The sequence below is a fragment of the Novosphingobium sp. Fuku2-ISO-50 genome, assembly GCF_001519055.1.
Classification (GTDB): domain Bacteria; phylum Pseudomonadota; class Alphaproteobacteria; order Sphingomonadales; family Sphingomonadaceae; genus Novosphingobium.
This window is the reverse complement of sequence record NZ_KQ954289.1, coordinates 49,238-63,761: the sequence shown is the minus strand read 5'-3', so window position 1 is coordinate 63,761 and position 14,524 is coordinate 49,238. Positions and strand designations below refer to the sequence as shown.

The window sequence follows — 14,524 nt, the reverse complement described above, 5'->3', positions numbered from 1 at the left end:
TCGACGTGATCCGGACCAGACAGACGGGGCGGCACCGGTGACGGTGCCGCCCCGGGCTGTTTGATCCAGAGATAAACACTTCTATTCCAAGGAGATGCCTGGCGTTATGGGCAAAGTGTATGATCTGGCGGTGATCGGCGGGGGCATCATCGGCCTTGCCCATGCTGTAACGGCGGCGCGCCGGGGCAAGCGCGTGGTGCTGATCGAGCGCGAACGGCGTGCCAACGGCGCCTCGATCCGCAATTTCGGTTTCGTCACCGTGACCGGGCAGGAACGCGGGGAATCGTGGAGCCTTGCCCGCCGCACGCGCGACGTCTGGGCAGATATCGTGCCCCAGGCCGGAATCACGGTCGAACATCGCGGGCTCTATCTCAGTGCACGCTCGCCAGAGGCCATCGCCGTGATCGAGGCTTTCCTCGAAACCGAAATGGGCGAAGGCTGCGGCCTGATCACGGCCGACGCCTACCGCGCCGCGACGGGCGGGCTCGGCGGCCCCGATTTGCTGGGCGCGCTGTACAGCCCGCACGAAATCCGCGTTGAATCGCGCCACGCCATTCCGCTGCTGACGCGCTGGGCAAGCGAAAGCCTGGGCATCGACTTTCTGACCGAGACGGTCGCCTTTTCCAGCCTGCCGCCCATGATCGAAACCTCGCGCGGGGTGATCGAGGCCGGGCAAGTCGTGGTCTGCCCCGGCGATGATTTTTCGACGCTGTGGCGCGAACGGATCGCCGCCTACGCTCTGCGCCGCTGCCGCCTGTCGATGCTGCGCCTGGCCGATCCCGGCGTGCGCCTGCCCGGCGCCTTGATGAGCGATCTGTCGCTGACTCGCTATGCGGGCTATGCCGCGCTGCCCGAAGCTGCCGCGTTGAAAGCGAAACTGCTCGCCGAACAGCCGCGCCACTATGACAACGGGGTTCACCTGATCGTCGCGCAAGGCAGCGACGGCACACTGATCGTCGGTGACAGCCATCATTACGACGATTTGCCCGGGCCCTTTGCCCCGGCCAGCGCCGAAGACGACATTCTCGACGAATATGCCCGCGCGATCGGGCGCCCCGCGCCTGCCGTGCTCGAACGCTGGGTCGGGACTTATGCCACAGCCGATGATCGCACCTATCTGGTCGATACCCCGGCTGACAATGTGCGCATGGTGATCGTGACCGGCGGGACCGGCGCCTCGACATCGTTCGGCATTGCCGAAAAGGTCTTGAACGAATTGATGGGAGAAGCGTGATGGCGTTTCCGGTAAAAGCGGTAATCTTCGACTGGGCGGGCACAATGGTCGATTTCGGCTGCAAGGCCCCGGTCAACGCGCTGCTCGGCGTCTTCGCGGGCGAAGGCGTGCCGATCAGCGAAGCCGAAGCCCGCGCCGACATGGGCAAGGCCAAGCGTGACCATGTCGCGGCGCTCTTGTCCGAGCCGGGCATCGTCGCCCGCTGGACCGCGCATTTCGGCAAGGCCCCCGACGAGGCCGATGTCGATCGCGTCTATACTCTGGTCGAACCGGCCATGATCGAAGCGGCGCAGCGCGCAGCCGAATTGATCCCCGGCGCGGCAGAGGCTTATGCGGCATTGCTCGGCCTTGGTGTCAAAGTCGGATCGGGCACCGGCTATACGCCCGAGATGATGGCAGCGATCCGCGTCAAGGCCGCGGAACAGGGCTATGACCCTGCAGTGGTGATCTGCGCGGGCGATACGCCGAGCGGGCGCCCCGCGCCGCTGATGACCTGGGCCGCGCTGGTCGCGCTCGACGCCTGGCCCGCCTGGGCTGCGGTCAAGGTCGATGACGCGCCGGTCGGCATTGCCGAAGGGCGCCATGCCGGGGCCTGGACTGTGGGCATTGCCGCTTCGGGCAACGCGGTCGGGCTCGATGCGATCGAATTCGCCGCGCTCGATGCCGAAACCCGTGCCGCGCGCGTTGCCGCCGCTTCCGCCGCGCTGCGGGCCGAAGGCGCCGATTACGTGATCGATGACGTGTCGCATCTTCTGCCCGTGATCCATGAGATCGCCGCCGCGATCGAGGCCGGGCGCAAACCCGGCTCCGGCGCGGCATGACCGCCATCGCTGTCCCCGTGCGATCCGGCCCTGCTGCCGCGCTGCGCGGCTGGCTCGAACGCGCGCCGTCGGGGCTGTTCGGCGCTTATGCCGGGTTGATGACGTTCGGCACCTATTTCTGCATCTATGCCTTTCGCAAGGCGTTTGCCGCAGCGCATTTTGCCGGCGTCGCGCCGGTGCTGACGGTCGAATACAAAGTCGCGCTCGTGATCGCGCAAGTCTTTGGCTATGCGCTGGCCAAGCTGATCGGCGTGCGCGTCATCGCCGAAATGCCCGCAGACCGCCGCATCGCCGGGATCGTTGTGCAATGTCTGATTGCCGAAGGCGCGCTGGTGCTGTTTGCGGTAATCCCGGCGCCGTGGAACATCGCCGCGATGTTTGTCGACGGGCTGGCGCTCGGCATGGTCTGGGGCATCTGCTTTTCCTTTGCCGAAGGGCGGCGGCAATCCGATCTGATCGGCGCGATGCTGTGTGCCAGCTTCGTCATTTCCTCGGGGGTGATGAAATCGGTCGGTACGCTGGTGATGGATCATCATTTCGCCGATCAATGGTGGATGCCCGCGCTGACCGGCGCGCTGTTCATGCCCTTGCTCGGGCTATGCCTGTTTGGCCTGTCCACGCTGCCCCCGCCCAATGCCGCCGACATTGCCGAACGGGTGGAGCGCGTGCCGATGAATGCGGCGGCGCGGCGGTCGCTGGTCATGCGGTTTGGCCCGGGGCTGGCGGCGCTCGTGCTGCTTTATGTGCTGCTGACCGCGCTGCGCGATTTTCGCGACAACTTTGCCGCTGAAATCTGGGCCGAGCTGGGTCTGGGCGACAAAGCCGCGCTGTTTTCGCTGACCGAGCTGCCGATCAGCATCATGGTGCTGGGCGTTTTGGCCACGCTGACGCTAATCCGCGACAGTGCCCGCGCGATAGTGGTCAATTTCGCGCTGATCGCGCTCGGTCTCGCGCTTGCCGCGCTCAGTTCTGCGGCGTTCGTGATGCACTGGATCGGGCCGATCACCTGGATGACGGCGCTCGGCGGCGGGCTCTACCTCGCGTATACCCCGTTCAACGGCATGCTGTTCGACCGGCTTGTCGCCGCCAGCGGCAGCGTGGGCAATGCCGGTTTCCTGATCTATGTCGCAGACACCGGAGGCTATGGCGGCTCGGTTGCACTCCTGCTGCTGCGCAACATTCCCGGCCTGCGTCTGCCCTGGACCAGTTTCCTGATCGACGCGGGGATCGGCTGCGGCACGCTGGGCATGGCCTTGATGATCTGGGCCACGATCTATTTTCGCGGCAAGATCGGCCGGCACGCAAGACCGGCCTGATCCCTATTGATAGAGTCGCGGAAACCGGGCGCGCAGCCGCTCGACGCGGGCGACATCCCAACGGCGGATATAGGGATGGTCGGGATGACGAAGCATGAAGCGCTGGTGATAGTCTTCTGCCGGGAAAAAACTGCCGGTTTCGATCCGCGTGGCGATCGGTTTGCCAAAGACATGCGCCCTGTCGAGCGCCGCGATATAGCGCGCGGCAAGATCGCGCTGCTGCGCAGACTGCGGAAAAATCGCCGAGCGATAGCTGGGCCCCGTATCGGGATATTGCCCGTTTACCTCGGTCGGGTCATGCGCGACGGCGAAATAGACTTCGAGCAGGCGACCATAGCTGACTTGCGCGGGATCGAATTCGATGCGAATCGATTCGGCATGGTTCGTCCGCTCTGACGACACCGTGTCGTAATGGGCGGTGTCCCGCGTCCCGCCCGCATAGCCTGCCGTTACCGACCTGACACCGCGGACATGTTCGAACACCCCTTCCATGCCCCAGAAACATCCTCCGGCCAGCACGGCGACCTGCTTTCCCGAAGCAGGGCTTTCGGCAGGCGGTTCGGGAAACGACTGCCCCCAGGCGGGTGCGGTCATCAGCGCGAGCGCAGCAACGGCAAATATCCGCTTCATGCCGTCGTCCCCGGATGAAACGCGAGCGCGACGCCGTTCATGCAGTACCGTTTCCCGGTCGGAGGCGGGCCGTCATCAAAGACATGGCCGAGATGCCCCCGGCAGCGCAGGCAATGCACTTCGGTACGCGGCAGGCCCAGCTCATAATCGGTATGCGTGGCGACGGCATGCGGCAGCGGTTGCCAAAAGCTGGGCCAACCCGTGCCGCTGTCGTATTTCGTTTCCGAGGCAAACAGCGGCAGATCGCATCCGGCACAGGCAAACCGGCCACGGCGATGTTCCTTGAGCAAGGGGCTGGTAAAGGGCCGCTCGGTCCCGGCCTGGCGCAAGACGCGATAGGCCTCGGGGCTCAGCTTTTGCCGCCATTGCGCGTCATCGAGCGCAAACCCGTTTGCCCGGGCCAGCCCGGCGGCAAGCGTGCCGCCCAACAGCATGGCGACCATGGAACGTCGATCAACCGGCATAAACACCACCAAGGCTGTATATAGTGCGGAGCGCAATTACTCCGCCACCACACACTTCGCGGCGGGTCATGCCCCGGTTACAGCAGAACGCCAAAATCGGCGCACCAGCCATAAACACTCTTCAACGATGAATGGGGTATGAAAGGCGATACGGCCGAACGGGCAAGTCGGCCTTCGCAAAAAGTGGTGCCCCTGGCCCGACTCGAACGGGCACGGATCTCTCCAACCGATTTTGAGTCGGTCGCGTCTACCATTCCACCACAGGGGCACACCCGTACTGGCGAGGCCGACCGCTAGCCGACCTCGCGGACAGGATCAACTGCTCTTGAGCGCTCCGGCAAGCAACTTGTGCAAACGTGAATGGAGCGCGTCGTTACCGGCGAGCACGCTTTCCGAACAGATCGGCAGCGAACGGCCCCGGAAATCCGACACAAAACCGCCCGCTTCGCGAACGAGCAGGCACCCGGCGGCCGAATCCCAGATCGCGAGATCGGTTTCCCAGAACCCGTCGAATCGTCCCGCCGCGACCCACGCAAGGTCGAGCGCCGCCGCGCCATTGCGCCGGATACCGGCAACGCGCGGACCCAGTTCGTGATAGATTCGCATCCATTGCACCGCATCGCCGCGATTGGCGAAAGGGATGCCCGTGCCGATCAGCGCTTCGTCAAGCTGACGCCGCGCCGAAACGCGCAGACGACGGTCGTGCAGCCAGGCGCCGCGTGTCTTTTCCGCCCAGAAGCTTTCGTCGGTGATCGGCTGATAGACGATTCCGGCGATGACATCGCCCCAACCGGACCCATCAGCCCCCTTGCCGTCAAGCGCGGGTTCCTGCACCGCGATCGAGATCGCGAAATGCGGAATGCCGTGGAGAAAGTTGGTCGTCCCGTCGAGCGGATCGACGATCCAGCGCGGCTTTCTCGGGTCGCCCTCGATCGTGCCGCCTTCTTCCATGACAAAGCCCCAGTCCGGCCGTGCGGCCAGCAGCTCGTCATAGATCGTGCGCTCGGCATGCTGATCCGCCTTCGACACAAAGTCGGAGGGCCCCTTGCGGCTGACCTGGAGATGTTCGACTTCGCCGAAATCGCGGCGCAGACGCGTGCCGGCCTTGCGGGCGGCACGCTCCATGACGCGAATCAGACCGGAGATGGCGGCCATCCGGTCAGCCCACCTTGCCGACGTAGCTACGTTCGTAGACGTCGACGATGATACGCGTGCCGCTGCCGATATGCGGCGGCACCATCACGCGCACGCCGTTGTCGAGAATCGCCGGTTTATAGCTCGACGAAGCGGTCTGGCCCTTCACCACGGCGTCGGCTTCGACGATGGTGGCTTCGACCTGATCGGGCAACTGGACCGAAATCGGGCGCTCATTGTACATTTCCAGAAGCACGGTCATGCCGTCCTGAAGAAACGCAGCGGCATCGCCGAGAAGATCGCTGGGCAGATTGATCTGATCATAGGTTTCGACATCCATGAATACCAGATCATCACCTTCGGCGTAAAGGAACTGGAAATCCTTGGTATCGAGCCGAACGCGTTCGACGCGGTCTTCCGAACGGAAGCGCACATTGGTCTTGCGCCCGTCGATCAGGTTCTTCATTTCGACCTGCATGAACGCGCCGCCCTTGCCGGGCTGGGTATGCTGGGTCTTGGCAACCTTCCAGATGCCTTTTTCGTATTCCAGGATATTGCCCGGACGGATGTCCACGCCGCTGATCTTCATGATGGAAAGAGCCTTGCCTAACAGGATGCGATGGAGGCCCTTAGCCGCTGGCGCCGATTGCTTCAAGTCGCAGCCGTGTGGTAGCGGGCTTGTGTGATGAAACGCGACTTTGCCCGATCGGCCCGCCGCCCGCTGGCTTCCGCCCTGCCGGCCCTTCTGTTGGCCGTATTGACCGCCGCTCCGGCCCCGGCCGAGGCGGCGCCGGGCGGATTGTTGCGCACTTTGCTCAAGGGATACTGGATCTGCGAGACCGAGGGCGATGCGACCACGCCGCCCAAGCGCCTGCTGCAGGACAGCTTTCGCGTGATTGCCGATTCCAGCTATCGCACGAACAAGGGCGAAACGGGCACCTATCTGCTGCTGGGCAACGATCTGGTCATGACCACAGGGCCGTTCCGCGCGCGCAAATACATTCTTGTCGGCCAGGGCATTCTTCATCCGCTCGATGCCCAGGGCAAGCGCACCACCAACCGCTGCGTCCGGCAAAGCAGCGCCGGCGCGCTTGACAACGACGGGTCCGGCGACTGACGCCGGTAAAAGCTCAGCCCTCGGCCGCGGCGCGCAATGCGCTGCCGGTGGCAATGGCGCGGGCGAATTCGCCGATTGCCAGACTTTCATCGCCACCCCAGACGGCGCCGCTTACCGCCAGGAAATCGGCCCCTGCGGCCACCAGCGGGACGCAATTGGCAGGCGTGATCCCGCCGATCGCCACCACCGGCAATTCGAACAGGCCCGACCACCAGCGCAAGAGATCGAGATCGGCGACGTGCTCGGTCTGCTTGGTCGATGAGGGAAAGAACGCGCCGAACGCAACATAGTCGGCGCCTGCCTCACCCGCTTCCATGGCGAGATGGCGGCTGGCGTTGCAGCTCACGCCGATCTGCGCCTGCTTGCCAAGCCGTTGGCGCGCGTCGGCGACTTCGCCGTCGCCCTGCCCCAGATGCACCCCATCGGCGCCAAGGCGCTTGGCCAGGCTGATCGAATCGTTGACGATGAACGCCACGTCACGCGCGGCGCAGATTTCCTGCAACGGCGCGGCCAGTTTGACGGCGGCATGTTCGTCCAGGCCCTTGACGCGGAACTGAAACGCGGCAACCGGGCCGGCATCGAGCGCACGGGCAAGCCGGTCGGGAAACGAGCCCGACACATCGAGCGGCGAAATCAGGTAAAGCTGGCAATCAGGCACTGTCATGCGCCTTCGCCTAGAATGAAGCGCGCGCGCGCGCAATCGCGTCGATCAGAACCGCACCGGAAAGAACGCAGCGCACCTGCTCCACAAAAAACGCCCCTTCCCCGGTTTTCCGGGGTAAGGGGCGCACCTTTTGCATCCTCATCGCAAACGGGTATGCGGCAGCTTACGCCGCGACCGGCACGCTTTTCACAGTCGAGCCGGTGTAGATTTCGTCGATCGCGCCGCCCAGCGCCGCGTCGAATTCGGCATCGGTCATCTGCGCGCGCAAGTCTTCGAGCAGCGCGCGGCTGAAGCTGGCGATGATCCCGGCATTCTTGGCCAGTTCGACGCAAGCTTCGGGGCGCTTGTAGCCGCCCGACAGCGCCACGACGCGCAGCACGCCCGGATGCGCAACCAGCGGATCGAACGTGCCGGGCACCTGCGGCAGCGACAGCTTGAGCATGACCTGCACACCTTTCGGCAGGGCGTCGAGCGCGCCCAGAATTTCCTTGAGCAACAACGCGTCACATTCGGCGCGGGTCTCGCTCTTGATATTCACTTCGGGCTCGATGATCGGCATCAGCCCGGCGGCGAGCACTTCGTTGGCGACTTCGAACTGCTGCTTGACGACGGCAGCGATCCCGGCGGCATTGGCCGAATTGATCACCGAGCGCTCCTTGGTGCCGAACACGCCCAGCGCCTTGGACCGGGCGAGCAATTCGCCAAGGCCGGTGATCGGCTTCATCATCTGCACACCGTCGGCTTCGTTTTCGAGGCCCTTGTCGATCTTGATGAAAGGCACGACGCCTTTGGCATTGAGCACGGCTGGCACCGGCTGACCGTCGATCGTGCCGTCCATGGTGCGTTCGAACAGGATCGCGCCGATGACTTTTTCGCCAGTGAAGACGGGCGAGGAAATGATCCGCGCACGCATCGCATGGATCAGCCCGAACATTTCCTCATCGCTGCTCCAGGCGCCTTCCTCGATGCCATAGCCCTTCAAAGCCTTGGGCGTGGAACCGCCCGACTGGTCGAGCGCGGCGATAAAGCCTTTGCCGGCGGCGATCTTCTGGGTCTGTTCAGCGTGAGTCATGGCCAGTTTTTCCGTGCTTTCCCTTGGTGGCCCTTTGCCGGGGCCGCGCGCGTGGCGCGTGAAACTTGTCCGCGCATACCTATGCGCAGTTGTCGCCTTAGCGCCTTGCCGGTTGCAGCGCAACATCGCCTGAGCGCCCTTTTCGAGGTATTTTTCCGACAGGCCATGCCCGCCGCGCAGATCGCTTGACCCACAGGCGGAAATCGGGCGTCTTTGACGCTGATCGACGCCAATCAGGGGACTCCATGCGCATTCTTTCCATCGCTGCGAGCCTGCTGCTTGCGCTACCGACCGTCGCGCTCGCTGCCGGTCCCAAAGTGGGACAGATGGCACCCAATGCGCAGTTCGAGACGATCAAACACGAAAGGTTCGATCTCGCCTCGTTGCGCGGGCAAGTCGTGGTGATCAATTTCTGGGCGACGTGGTGCGGCCCCTGCCGCCAGGAACTGCCACTGCTCGATTCGTATTACCGCGCGCAAAAGCAACACGGGCTGGTCGTTCTGGCCGCGACGACCGAAGATTCGGTGCGCGAATATGATTTGCGCAAACTGTTTGCGGCGCTGGCGATCACCCCGCTGCACCGCCTCAGGGGCCCTTATGCCCCCATGCAGGCCGTGCCGACCAATTTCGTGATCGATCGTGACGGCGTGCTGCGTTACGCCAAGGCCGGGGCCTTCACGCTCGATGAATTGAACGATCTGCTCGTGCCGCTGCTGCGCGCCACACCGGCCGCAGCAACGACAACAGCAGCGGGATTCGGGGCAGCGGGATCCAGGCCCGCCGCCGTCATCGGAAAATCATCCAAGCTCAGCCGTTAAGCGCGGCAACCCCAGGAAGTTCCTTGCCTTCCATCCATTCGAGGAAAGCCCCGCCCGCCGTCGAGACATAGGAAAAATCGCCCGCCACCCCGGCATGGTTGAGCGCCGCAACGGTGTCGCCGCCGCCAGCGACCGAGATCAGCGCGCCTTCCTTGCTGAGTGCAGCGGCAGACCGCGCCAAGGCCACAGTCGCGGTATCGAACGGTGCAATCTCGAACGCGCCGAGCGGACCGTTCCACACCAGCGTCCGGCAGGTCTTGAGCACATCGGCCAGCGCTTCGGTCGCCTGCGGCCCGATGTCGAGAATCATTTCGTCAGCAGCGACTTCATGAACATTGGTCACGCGCAGCGAGGGCGGATTGGCGGCGAATTCCTTGGCCACCATGGCGTCATACGGCAAATGCACGGTGCAACCGGCCTTGTCTGCGGCATCGAGAATCGCCTCGGCGGTCTCTTTCAGATCGTGTTCGCACAGCGACTTGCCGACATCGATCCCGCGCGCGGCAAGGAAAGTGTTGGCCATGCCGCCACCGATGATCAGATGATCGACTTTGGTGACCAGATGGGTAAGCACGTCGAGCTTGGACGAGACTTTGGCACCGCCGACAACGGCGGCAACCGGATGCTCGGGATTCCCCAGCGCCTTTTCCAGCGCTTCGAGTTCGGCCTGCATCGCACGCCCCGCATAAGCGGGCAGGACATGGGCCAGCCCTTCGGTCGAGGCATGCGCACGGTGCGCAGCGGAAAAGGCATCGTTGACGTAAATGTCGCCCAGCTTGGCGATCGCCGCGACGAGTTCGGGATCGTTCTTTTCCTCGCCTTTGTGAAAGCGGGTGTTTTCAAGGACCGTCACCGACCCGGGCGCCAGCGCAGCGACCGCCGCTTCGGCTTCGGCCCCGGCGCAATCGGCAATGAAACCGACCGGACGACCGAGCACAGCCTGCAGCGCGGGCACGACATGGATCAGCGAATTGGTATCGCTGCGTTCGCCTTTGGGGCGACCGAAATGGGCCAGCACCAGAACCTTGGCGCCCTTGTCGGCCAATTCCGCCAGCGTCTGCACCGTGGCGCGCAGCCGGGTGTCGTCGGTGACTTTGCCATCGGCCATCGGCACATTGAGATCTTCGCGCACCAGTACGGCCTTTCCGGCCAGGTCGGCGAGGTCATCCAGAGTCTTGAAGCTCATCATCAAGTCCTTGGTTTCAAGAAAAGAAAAGCGGCGCGTCCCCGGGGCAAGGCCCATGCACCAGGCACGGGTGGCCGCCCCGGGGCGCGCCGCAATAAAGGATCAGAGCTTGCTGGCGATAACGCCCGCAGTGTCGACCATGCGGTTCGAGAAGCCCCATTCATTGTCGTACCACGACAGCACGCGCACCAGCTTGCCGTCGATGACCGCCGTTTCAAGGCTGTCGATGGTCGACGACGCCGGATCGTGGTTGAAATCGATCGAAACGAGCGGTTCATCGGTATAAGCCAGCACGCCCTTGAGCGGGCCTTCGGCAGCAGCCTTGAGCAGTGCGTTGACTTCTTCGACCGTGGTATCGCGCTTGGGCATGAACGTCAGGTCGACCACCGAAACGTTCGGCGTCGGCACGCGGATCGACGTGCCGTCAAGCTTGCCCTTCAATTCGGGCAGGACTTCGCCGACCGCGCGGGCCGCGCCCGTGGTGGTCGGGATCATGTTCATCGCCGCAGCGCGGGCGCGGCGCGGGTCCGAATGGATCTGGTCGAGGATCTTCTGATCGTTGGTATAGCTGTGGATCGTGGTCATCAGCCCGCGCTCGATCCCGATCGATTCATGCAGAACCTTGGCAAACGGCGCGAGGCAATTGGTTGTGCACGATGCGTTCGACACGATCAGATGATCAGCGGTCAGCTTGTCATGGTTCACGCCATAAACGACGGTCAGATCGACGTTCTTGCCCGGAGCCGAGATCAGCACGCGCTTGGCACCGGCATCGAGATGCTTCTGCGCGCTCGCACGATCGGTGAAGAAGCCGGTGCATTCGAGCGCGATGTCGATACCGTCTTCGCCATGCGGCAGCTTGGCCGGATCGCGTTCGGCCGTGACCTTGATCCGCTTGCCGTCGATGATCAGATCGTTGCCGTCAACTTCGACCGTCCCCGGATAAGTACCGTGGACGCTGTCGCGCTTGAACAGGCGGGCATTGGCCACCGGGCTGCCGAGATCGTTGATCGCGACCAGTTCGAGCCCGCAATCGGGGCGTTCGAGAATGGCGCGCGCGACGTTACGGCCGATACGTCCGAAACCATTGATTGCGACTTTGGTCGCCATGTTCACATCTCCTGTACGATCAAGCGATCCGGGCGAGAATTTGCGGAACGATTTTTTCCGCGGTGAGACCGAAATGGTCATAAAGAACATCGGCAGGTGCCGATGCGCCAAATGTGTCGATGCCGATGGTCAGCCCGTCACCGACGTATTTTTGCCAGCCTGCCGTCACACCGGCCTCGATCGACACCTTGAGCACGCCTGTCGGCAGGACATCGGCGCGATAGGCAGCGTCGGCCTTGTCGAACAATTCCCAGCTCGGCATCGAGACGACATCGGCGCCGATCCCCTGCGCTTCGAGCGCAGCAGCGGTCTTGACGGCGATTTCGACTTCCGAACCGGTCGCGATCAGCACGACCTTGCGCGCGGCATTTGCCGCCACGAGACGATAGGCGCCCTTTGCGCTGAGGTTCGCGGCGCCTTCACGCGGCAATTGCGGCAGGTTCTGACGCGACAGCGCAAGCACCGAGGGCGTGTGCGCGCTGGCGAGCGCGATCTGCCAGCATTCCGCCGTTTCGATGATGTCTGCCGGGCGGAACACCTGAAGATTGGGAATCAGGCGCAGGCTCATCACGTGTTCGATCGGCTGATGCGTCGGGCCGTCTTCGCCGAGCCCGATCGAATCGTGCGTCATCACATAGACCGCGCGCACGTGCTGCAACGCGGACATGCGGATGGCGTTGCGGCAATAGTCCGAAAACACCAGGAACGTGCCGCCATAGGGGATCAGCCCGCCATGCAACGCGGCGCCGTTCATCGCGGCGGCCATGCCGAATTCACGGATGCCGTAATGGACATGGCGCCCGCCATAAGCCTGCCGGCCAAACGAAGGCGTCGCGGCAACTTTGGTCAGGTTCGATCCGGTCAGGTCGGCCGAGCCGCCGAACAGTTCGGGCACGGCCGGGGCCAGCACGCCGAGCGCCAGTTCCGAAGCCTTGCGCGTGGCGACTTTGCGCGGTTCGGCCAGCCAGCCGGCAAACGACGCCTCAACCTCGGCCAGATCGGGCAGATCGCCGGCCATGCGACGTTCGAATTCGGCGCGCTGCGGATGCGCGGCCGTCGCTGCGGTCCATGCAGCATGAGCCTTGCGCCCGCGCTCGCCCGTGGCGCGCCATGCGGCAAGGATGTCCGCCGGAATTTCGAACGGAGCGGCGGTCCAGCCGAGGTTTGCCCGAGTGGCGGCGACTTCGTCGGCGCCCAGCGGGCTGCCGTGAACGTTGTGTCCGCCTTCCTTGTTGGGCGCGCCCTTGCCGATCAGCGTGCGGCAGGCGACCAGCGACGGGCGCGGATCGGCGGCAGCTTCGGCCAGTGCGCGGGCAATATCGGCATGATCGTGGCCATCGCACGAAACGACGTGCCAGCCGCTCGCACGATAGCGCGCCGGAATGTCTTCGCTCGTCGACAGGCTGGTATCGCCGTCGATCGTGATGCGATTATCGTCCCACAGGACATTGAGCCGCCCAAGCCCGAGCGTCCCGGCAAGGCCGACCGCTTCGTGGTTGATCCCTTCCATCAGGCAGCCGTCGCCCGCGATCACCCAGGTCTTGTGATCGACGAGAGCATCGCCAAACACCGCATTGAGATGGCGCTCTGCCATCGCCATGCCCACGGCCATCGCAAAACCCTGACCCAGCGGGCCGGTGGTGCATTCGACGCCGGGAATCAGGAAGTTTTCCGGGTGACCGGCGCAAACGCTGTCCAACTGGCGGAAATTGCGAATGTCCTCGATTGTCGGCGAGGCATAGCCGGTCAGATAGAGCGCGGCATAGATCAGCATCGAGCCATGGCCCGCAGACAGCACAAAGCGGTCGCGATCCGCCCAACGCGGCGCGTCGGGATCGAATTTCAGGAATTGCGACCACAACACCGTGGCCACATCGGCCATGCCCATCGGCATGCCCGGATGGCCGGAATTGGCGGCCTGGACGGCATCCATGGCGAGCGCACGAATGGCGTTGGCCATGGGCGCCAGCGCATTGGTTTCACGGGTCATACCTGGACGAGCAACCTTCTAGAGCGCGGACCTGCCGCAGGGGCCGGACTGATTCGGCACCGGCCTCTTGGGACAGGGCGCCACCCCCGTCAAGGCCGTGTCCGGGACCATCAGGCGCGCCCGGCCATCCCGTGCGCTTTTGGGCCCCTGCATTCCTATGCATTGGCGGAAATACGTCTGCGCTGTCAATCGTCCGCAGATCGCCGGACCGTGTCGCGACCCCCATCCCCCGACCCATCCCCCGACAGGCCCCGTGAGCGCTTGCGCCGACCGGACGATGTGCTAGCCACACAGGCATGACCACCCAAAGCCAGAACGGAATCCTGCAACACGAAAGTTTGCAGAACGATTTGGGCCGGATCGAGCTGGCGCTTGACCGGCTCGAACATGCGGCCACGGCGCGCGAGGCGGAATTGGCCGAAATGGCCGCGCTCAGGGCGCGTCACCGCCGACTCAAGGACACCGTCAGCAGCGAATTGCAACAGCTTGACCTGTTGCTCGCCAATCTGCCGCAAAAGCCATGAGCAACCGAACGAACCGCAATGTTGCGCTGACCATCGGCGGGCGCAACCATGTCATTTCGGTCGGAACCGACGAGGAGCCGCATCTTCGCCTGCTGGCGGGCATGATCGATGAGCGCGTGAGCAAGCTCGGCCTCGGCCAGGGGCAGACCGAAGCGCGCATGTTGCTGGTCGCGGCGCTGATGCTGGCGGACGAACTGCACACCTTGCAAAACGCCCCCGCGCCTGAGCCCGCAGCCGCACCGACGCCGCCCCCCGCACCCGAACCGGCGCCAAAACCAGCCTCGTCAGCGGCGGAAATCGCGCCCGAAGTGCTGGCGCGCGTCGCGGCTTTGGCCGATCGGGTGGAAAAGCTTGCCGCACGACTTGAGCATTCGGGCGAGCAACCCTAAATAGGCAGACGACGGGTTCTGCCCGGCACGAGCCGCATGAACATCCCTGAGGCTA

16 protein-coding genes and 1 tRNA gene are annotated in these 14,524 nt (G+C 64.1%); 7 read left to right on the top strand and 10 right to left on the bottom strand.

The features are described from left to right. Positions 1-106: 106 nt before the first annotated feature. Genes AQZ50_RS08780 through AQZ50_RS08770 form a run of 3 tightly spaced genes read left to right on the top strand, consistent with a single transcriptional unit; the run spans position 107 to position 3,371 of the window. Positions 107-1,234, top strand: coding sequence for a TIGR03364 family FAD-dependent oxidoreductase (locus AQZ50_RS08780; RefSeq protein WP_067745591.1), 1,128 nt, complete (start codon positions 107-109; stop codon positions 1,232-1,234). Then, positions 1,234-2,055: a phosphonoacetaldehyde hydrolase gene (phnX, locus tag AQZ50_RS08775; protein WP_067745893.1), complete on the top strand. Its 822-nt coding sequence runs from the start codon at positions 1,234-1,236 to the stop codon at positions 2,053-2,055. The genes AQZ50_RS08780 and phnX overlap by 1 nt, the downstream gene beginning before the upstream one ends. Continuing rightward, positions 2,052-3,371 (top strand): DUF5690 family protein, encoded by a 1,320-nt coding sequence (locus AQZ50_RS08770; RefSeq protein WP_067745587.1) that lies wholly within the window; start codon positions 2,052-2,054, stop codon positions 3,369-3,371. The genes phnX and AQZ50_RS08770 overlap by 4 nt, the downstream gene beginning before the upstream one ends. A gap of 3 nt (positions 3,372-3,374) precedes the next feature. Here AQZ50_RS08770 and msrA read toward each other — a convergent pair whose 3' ends face one another. From msrA to efp, 5 genes are all read right to left on the bottom strand, one after another. Continuing rightward, on the bottom strand, positions 3,375-3,965 hold the full coding sequence (msrA, locus tag AQZ50_RS08765; protein ID WP_067745891.1) for a peptide-methionine (S)-S-oxide reductase MsrA: 591 nt from the start codon (positions 3,963-3,965) through the stop codon (positions 3,375-3,377). 32 nt (positions 3,966-3,997) lie between these two features. Further along, the gene (gene msrB / locus AQZ50_RS08760) at positions 3,998-4,435 is read right to left on the bottom strand and encodes a peptide-methionine (R)-S-oxide reductase MsrB (RefSeq protein ID WP_231730194.1); all 438 of its coding nucleotides are present in this window, start codon (positions 4,433-4,435) and stop codon (positions 3,998-4,000) included. 214 nt (positions 4,436-4,649) lie between these two features. Continuing rightward, positions 4,650-4,733 (bottom strand) — tRNA-Leu (locus tag AQZ50_RS08755). 47 nt (positions 4,734-4,780) lie between these two features. Then, entirely contained in the window at positions 4,781-5,620 is an 840-nt protein-coding gene (locus tag AQZ50_RS08750; protein ID WP_067745581.1) for an inositol monophosphatase family protein, read from the bottom strand. A gap of 4 nt (positions 5,621-5,624) precedes the next feature. Then, on the bottom strand, positions 5,625-6,188 hold the full coding sequence (gene efp, locus AQZ50_RS08745) for an elongation factor P (protein WP_067745578.1): 564 nt from the start codon (positions 6,186-6,188) through the stop codon (positions 5,625-5,627). Between the two features lie 96 nt (positions 6,189-6,284). On the opposite strand from efp, the gene AQZ50_RS08740 reads away from it, so the two are divergent. Continuing rightward, on the top strand, positions 6,285-6,716 hold the full coding sequence (locus tag AQZ50_RS08740; RefSeq protein WP_067745575.1) for a hypothetical protein: 432 nt from the start codon (positions 6,285-6,287) through the stop codon (positions 6,714-6,716). Between the two features lie 13 nt (positions 6,717-6,729). Here the strand turns inward: AQZ50_RS08740 and thiE are convergent, their stop codons facing one another. After that, the gene (gene thiE, locus AQZ50_RS08735) at positions 6,730-7,380 is read right to left on the bottom strand and encodes a thiamine phosphate synthase (protein ID WP_067745572.1); all 651 of its coding nucleotides are present in this window, start codon (positions 7,378-7,380) and stop codon (positions 6,730-6,732) included. A 163-nt stretch (positions 7,381-7,543) separates the two neighbouring features. Continuing rightward, positions 7,544-8,452: a fructose bisphosphate aldolase gene (locus AQZ50_RS08730; RefSeq protein ID WP_067745569.1), complete on the bottom strand. Its 909-nt coding sequence runs from the start codon at positions 8,450-8,452 to the stop codon at positions 7,544-7,546. 245 nt (positions 8,453-8,697) lie between these two features. On the opposite strand from AQZ50_RS08730, the gene AQZ50_RS08725 reads away from it, so the two are divergent. Beyond that, complete coding sequence (locus AQZ50_RS08725) at positions 8,698-9,270, top strand: TlpA family protein disulfide reductase (protein WP_082703518.1); 573 nt, start codon at positions 8,698-8,700, stop codon at positions 9,268-9,270. Here AQZ50_RS08725 and pgk read toward each other — a convergent pair. The 3 genes from pgk to tkt all read right to left on the bottom strand — a co-directional run bounded on the left by pgk (position 9,260) and on the right by tkt (position 13,556). Beyond that, entirely contained in the window at positions 9,260-10,456 is a 1,197-nt protein-coding gene (gene pgk / locus AQZ50_RS08720; RefSeq protein ID WP_067745889.1) for a phosphoglycerate kinase, read from the bottom strand. The genes AQZ50_RS08725 and pgk overlap by 11 nt on opposite strands. 102 nt (positions 10,457-10,558) lie before the next feature. Then, the gene (gene gap / locus AQZ50_RS08715) at positions 10,559-11,566 is read right to left on the bottom strand and encodes a type I glyceraldehyde-3-phosphate dehydrogenase (RefSeq protein WP_067745566.1); all 1,008 of its coding nucleotides are present in this window, start codon (positions 11,564-11,566) and stop codon (positions 10,559-10,561) included. Between the two features lie 19 nt (positions 11,567-11,585). Next, the gene (tkt, locus tag AQZ50_RS08710; RefSeq protein WP_067745563.1) at positions 11,586-13,556 is read right to left on the bottom strand and encodes a transketolase; all 1,971 of its coding nucleotides are present in this window, start codon (positions 13,554-13,556) and stop codon (positions 11,586-11,588) included. Between the two features lie 296 nt (positions 13,557-13,852). On the opposite strand from tkt, the gene AQZ50_RS08705 reads away from it, so the two are divergent. Together AQZ50_RS08705 and AQZ50_RS08700 are read left to right on the top strand one after the other, a co-directional pair. After that, complete coding sequence (locus AQZ50_RS08705) at positions 13,853-14,080, top strand: hypothetical protein (RefSeq protein WP_067745560.1); 228 nt, start codon at positions 13,853-13,855, stop codon at positions 14,078-14,080. Continuing rightward, positions 14,077-14,469, top strand: a complete 393-nt coding sequence (locus AQZ50_RS08700) for a cell division protein ZapA (RefSeq protein WP_067745557.1) — start codon at positions 14,077-14,079, stop codon at positions 14,467-14,469. The genes AQZ50_RS08705 and AQZ50_RS08700 overlap by 4 nt, the downstream gene beginning before the upstream one ends. The last annotated feature ends 55 nt before the right edge of the window (positions 14,470-14,524 follow it).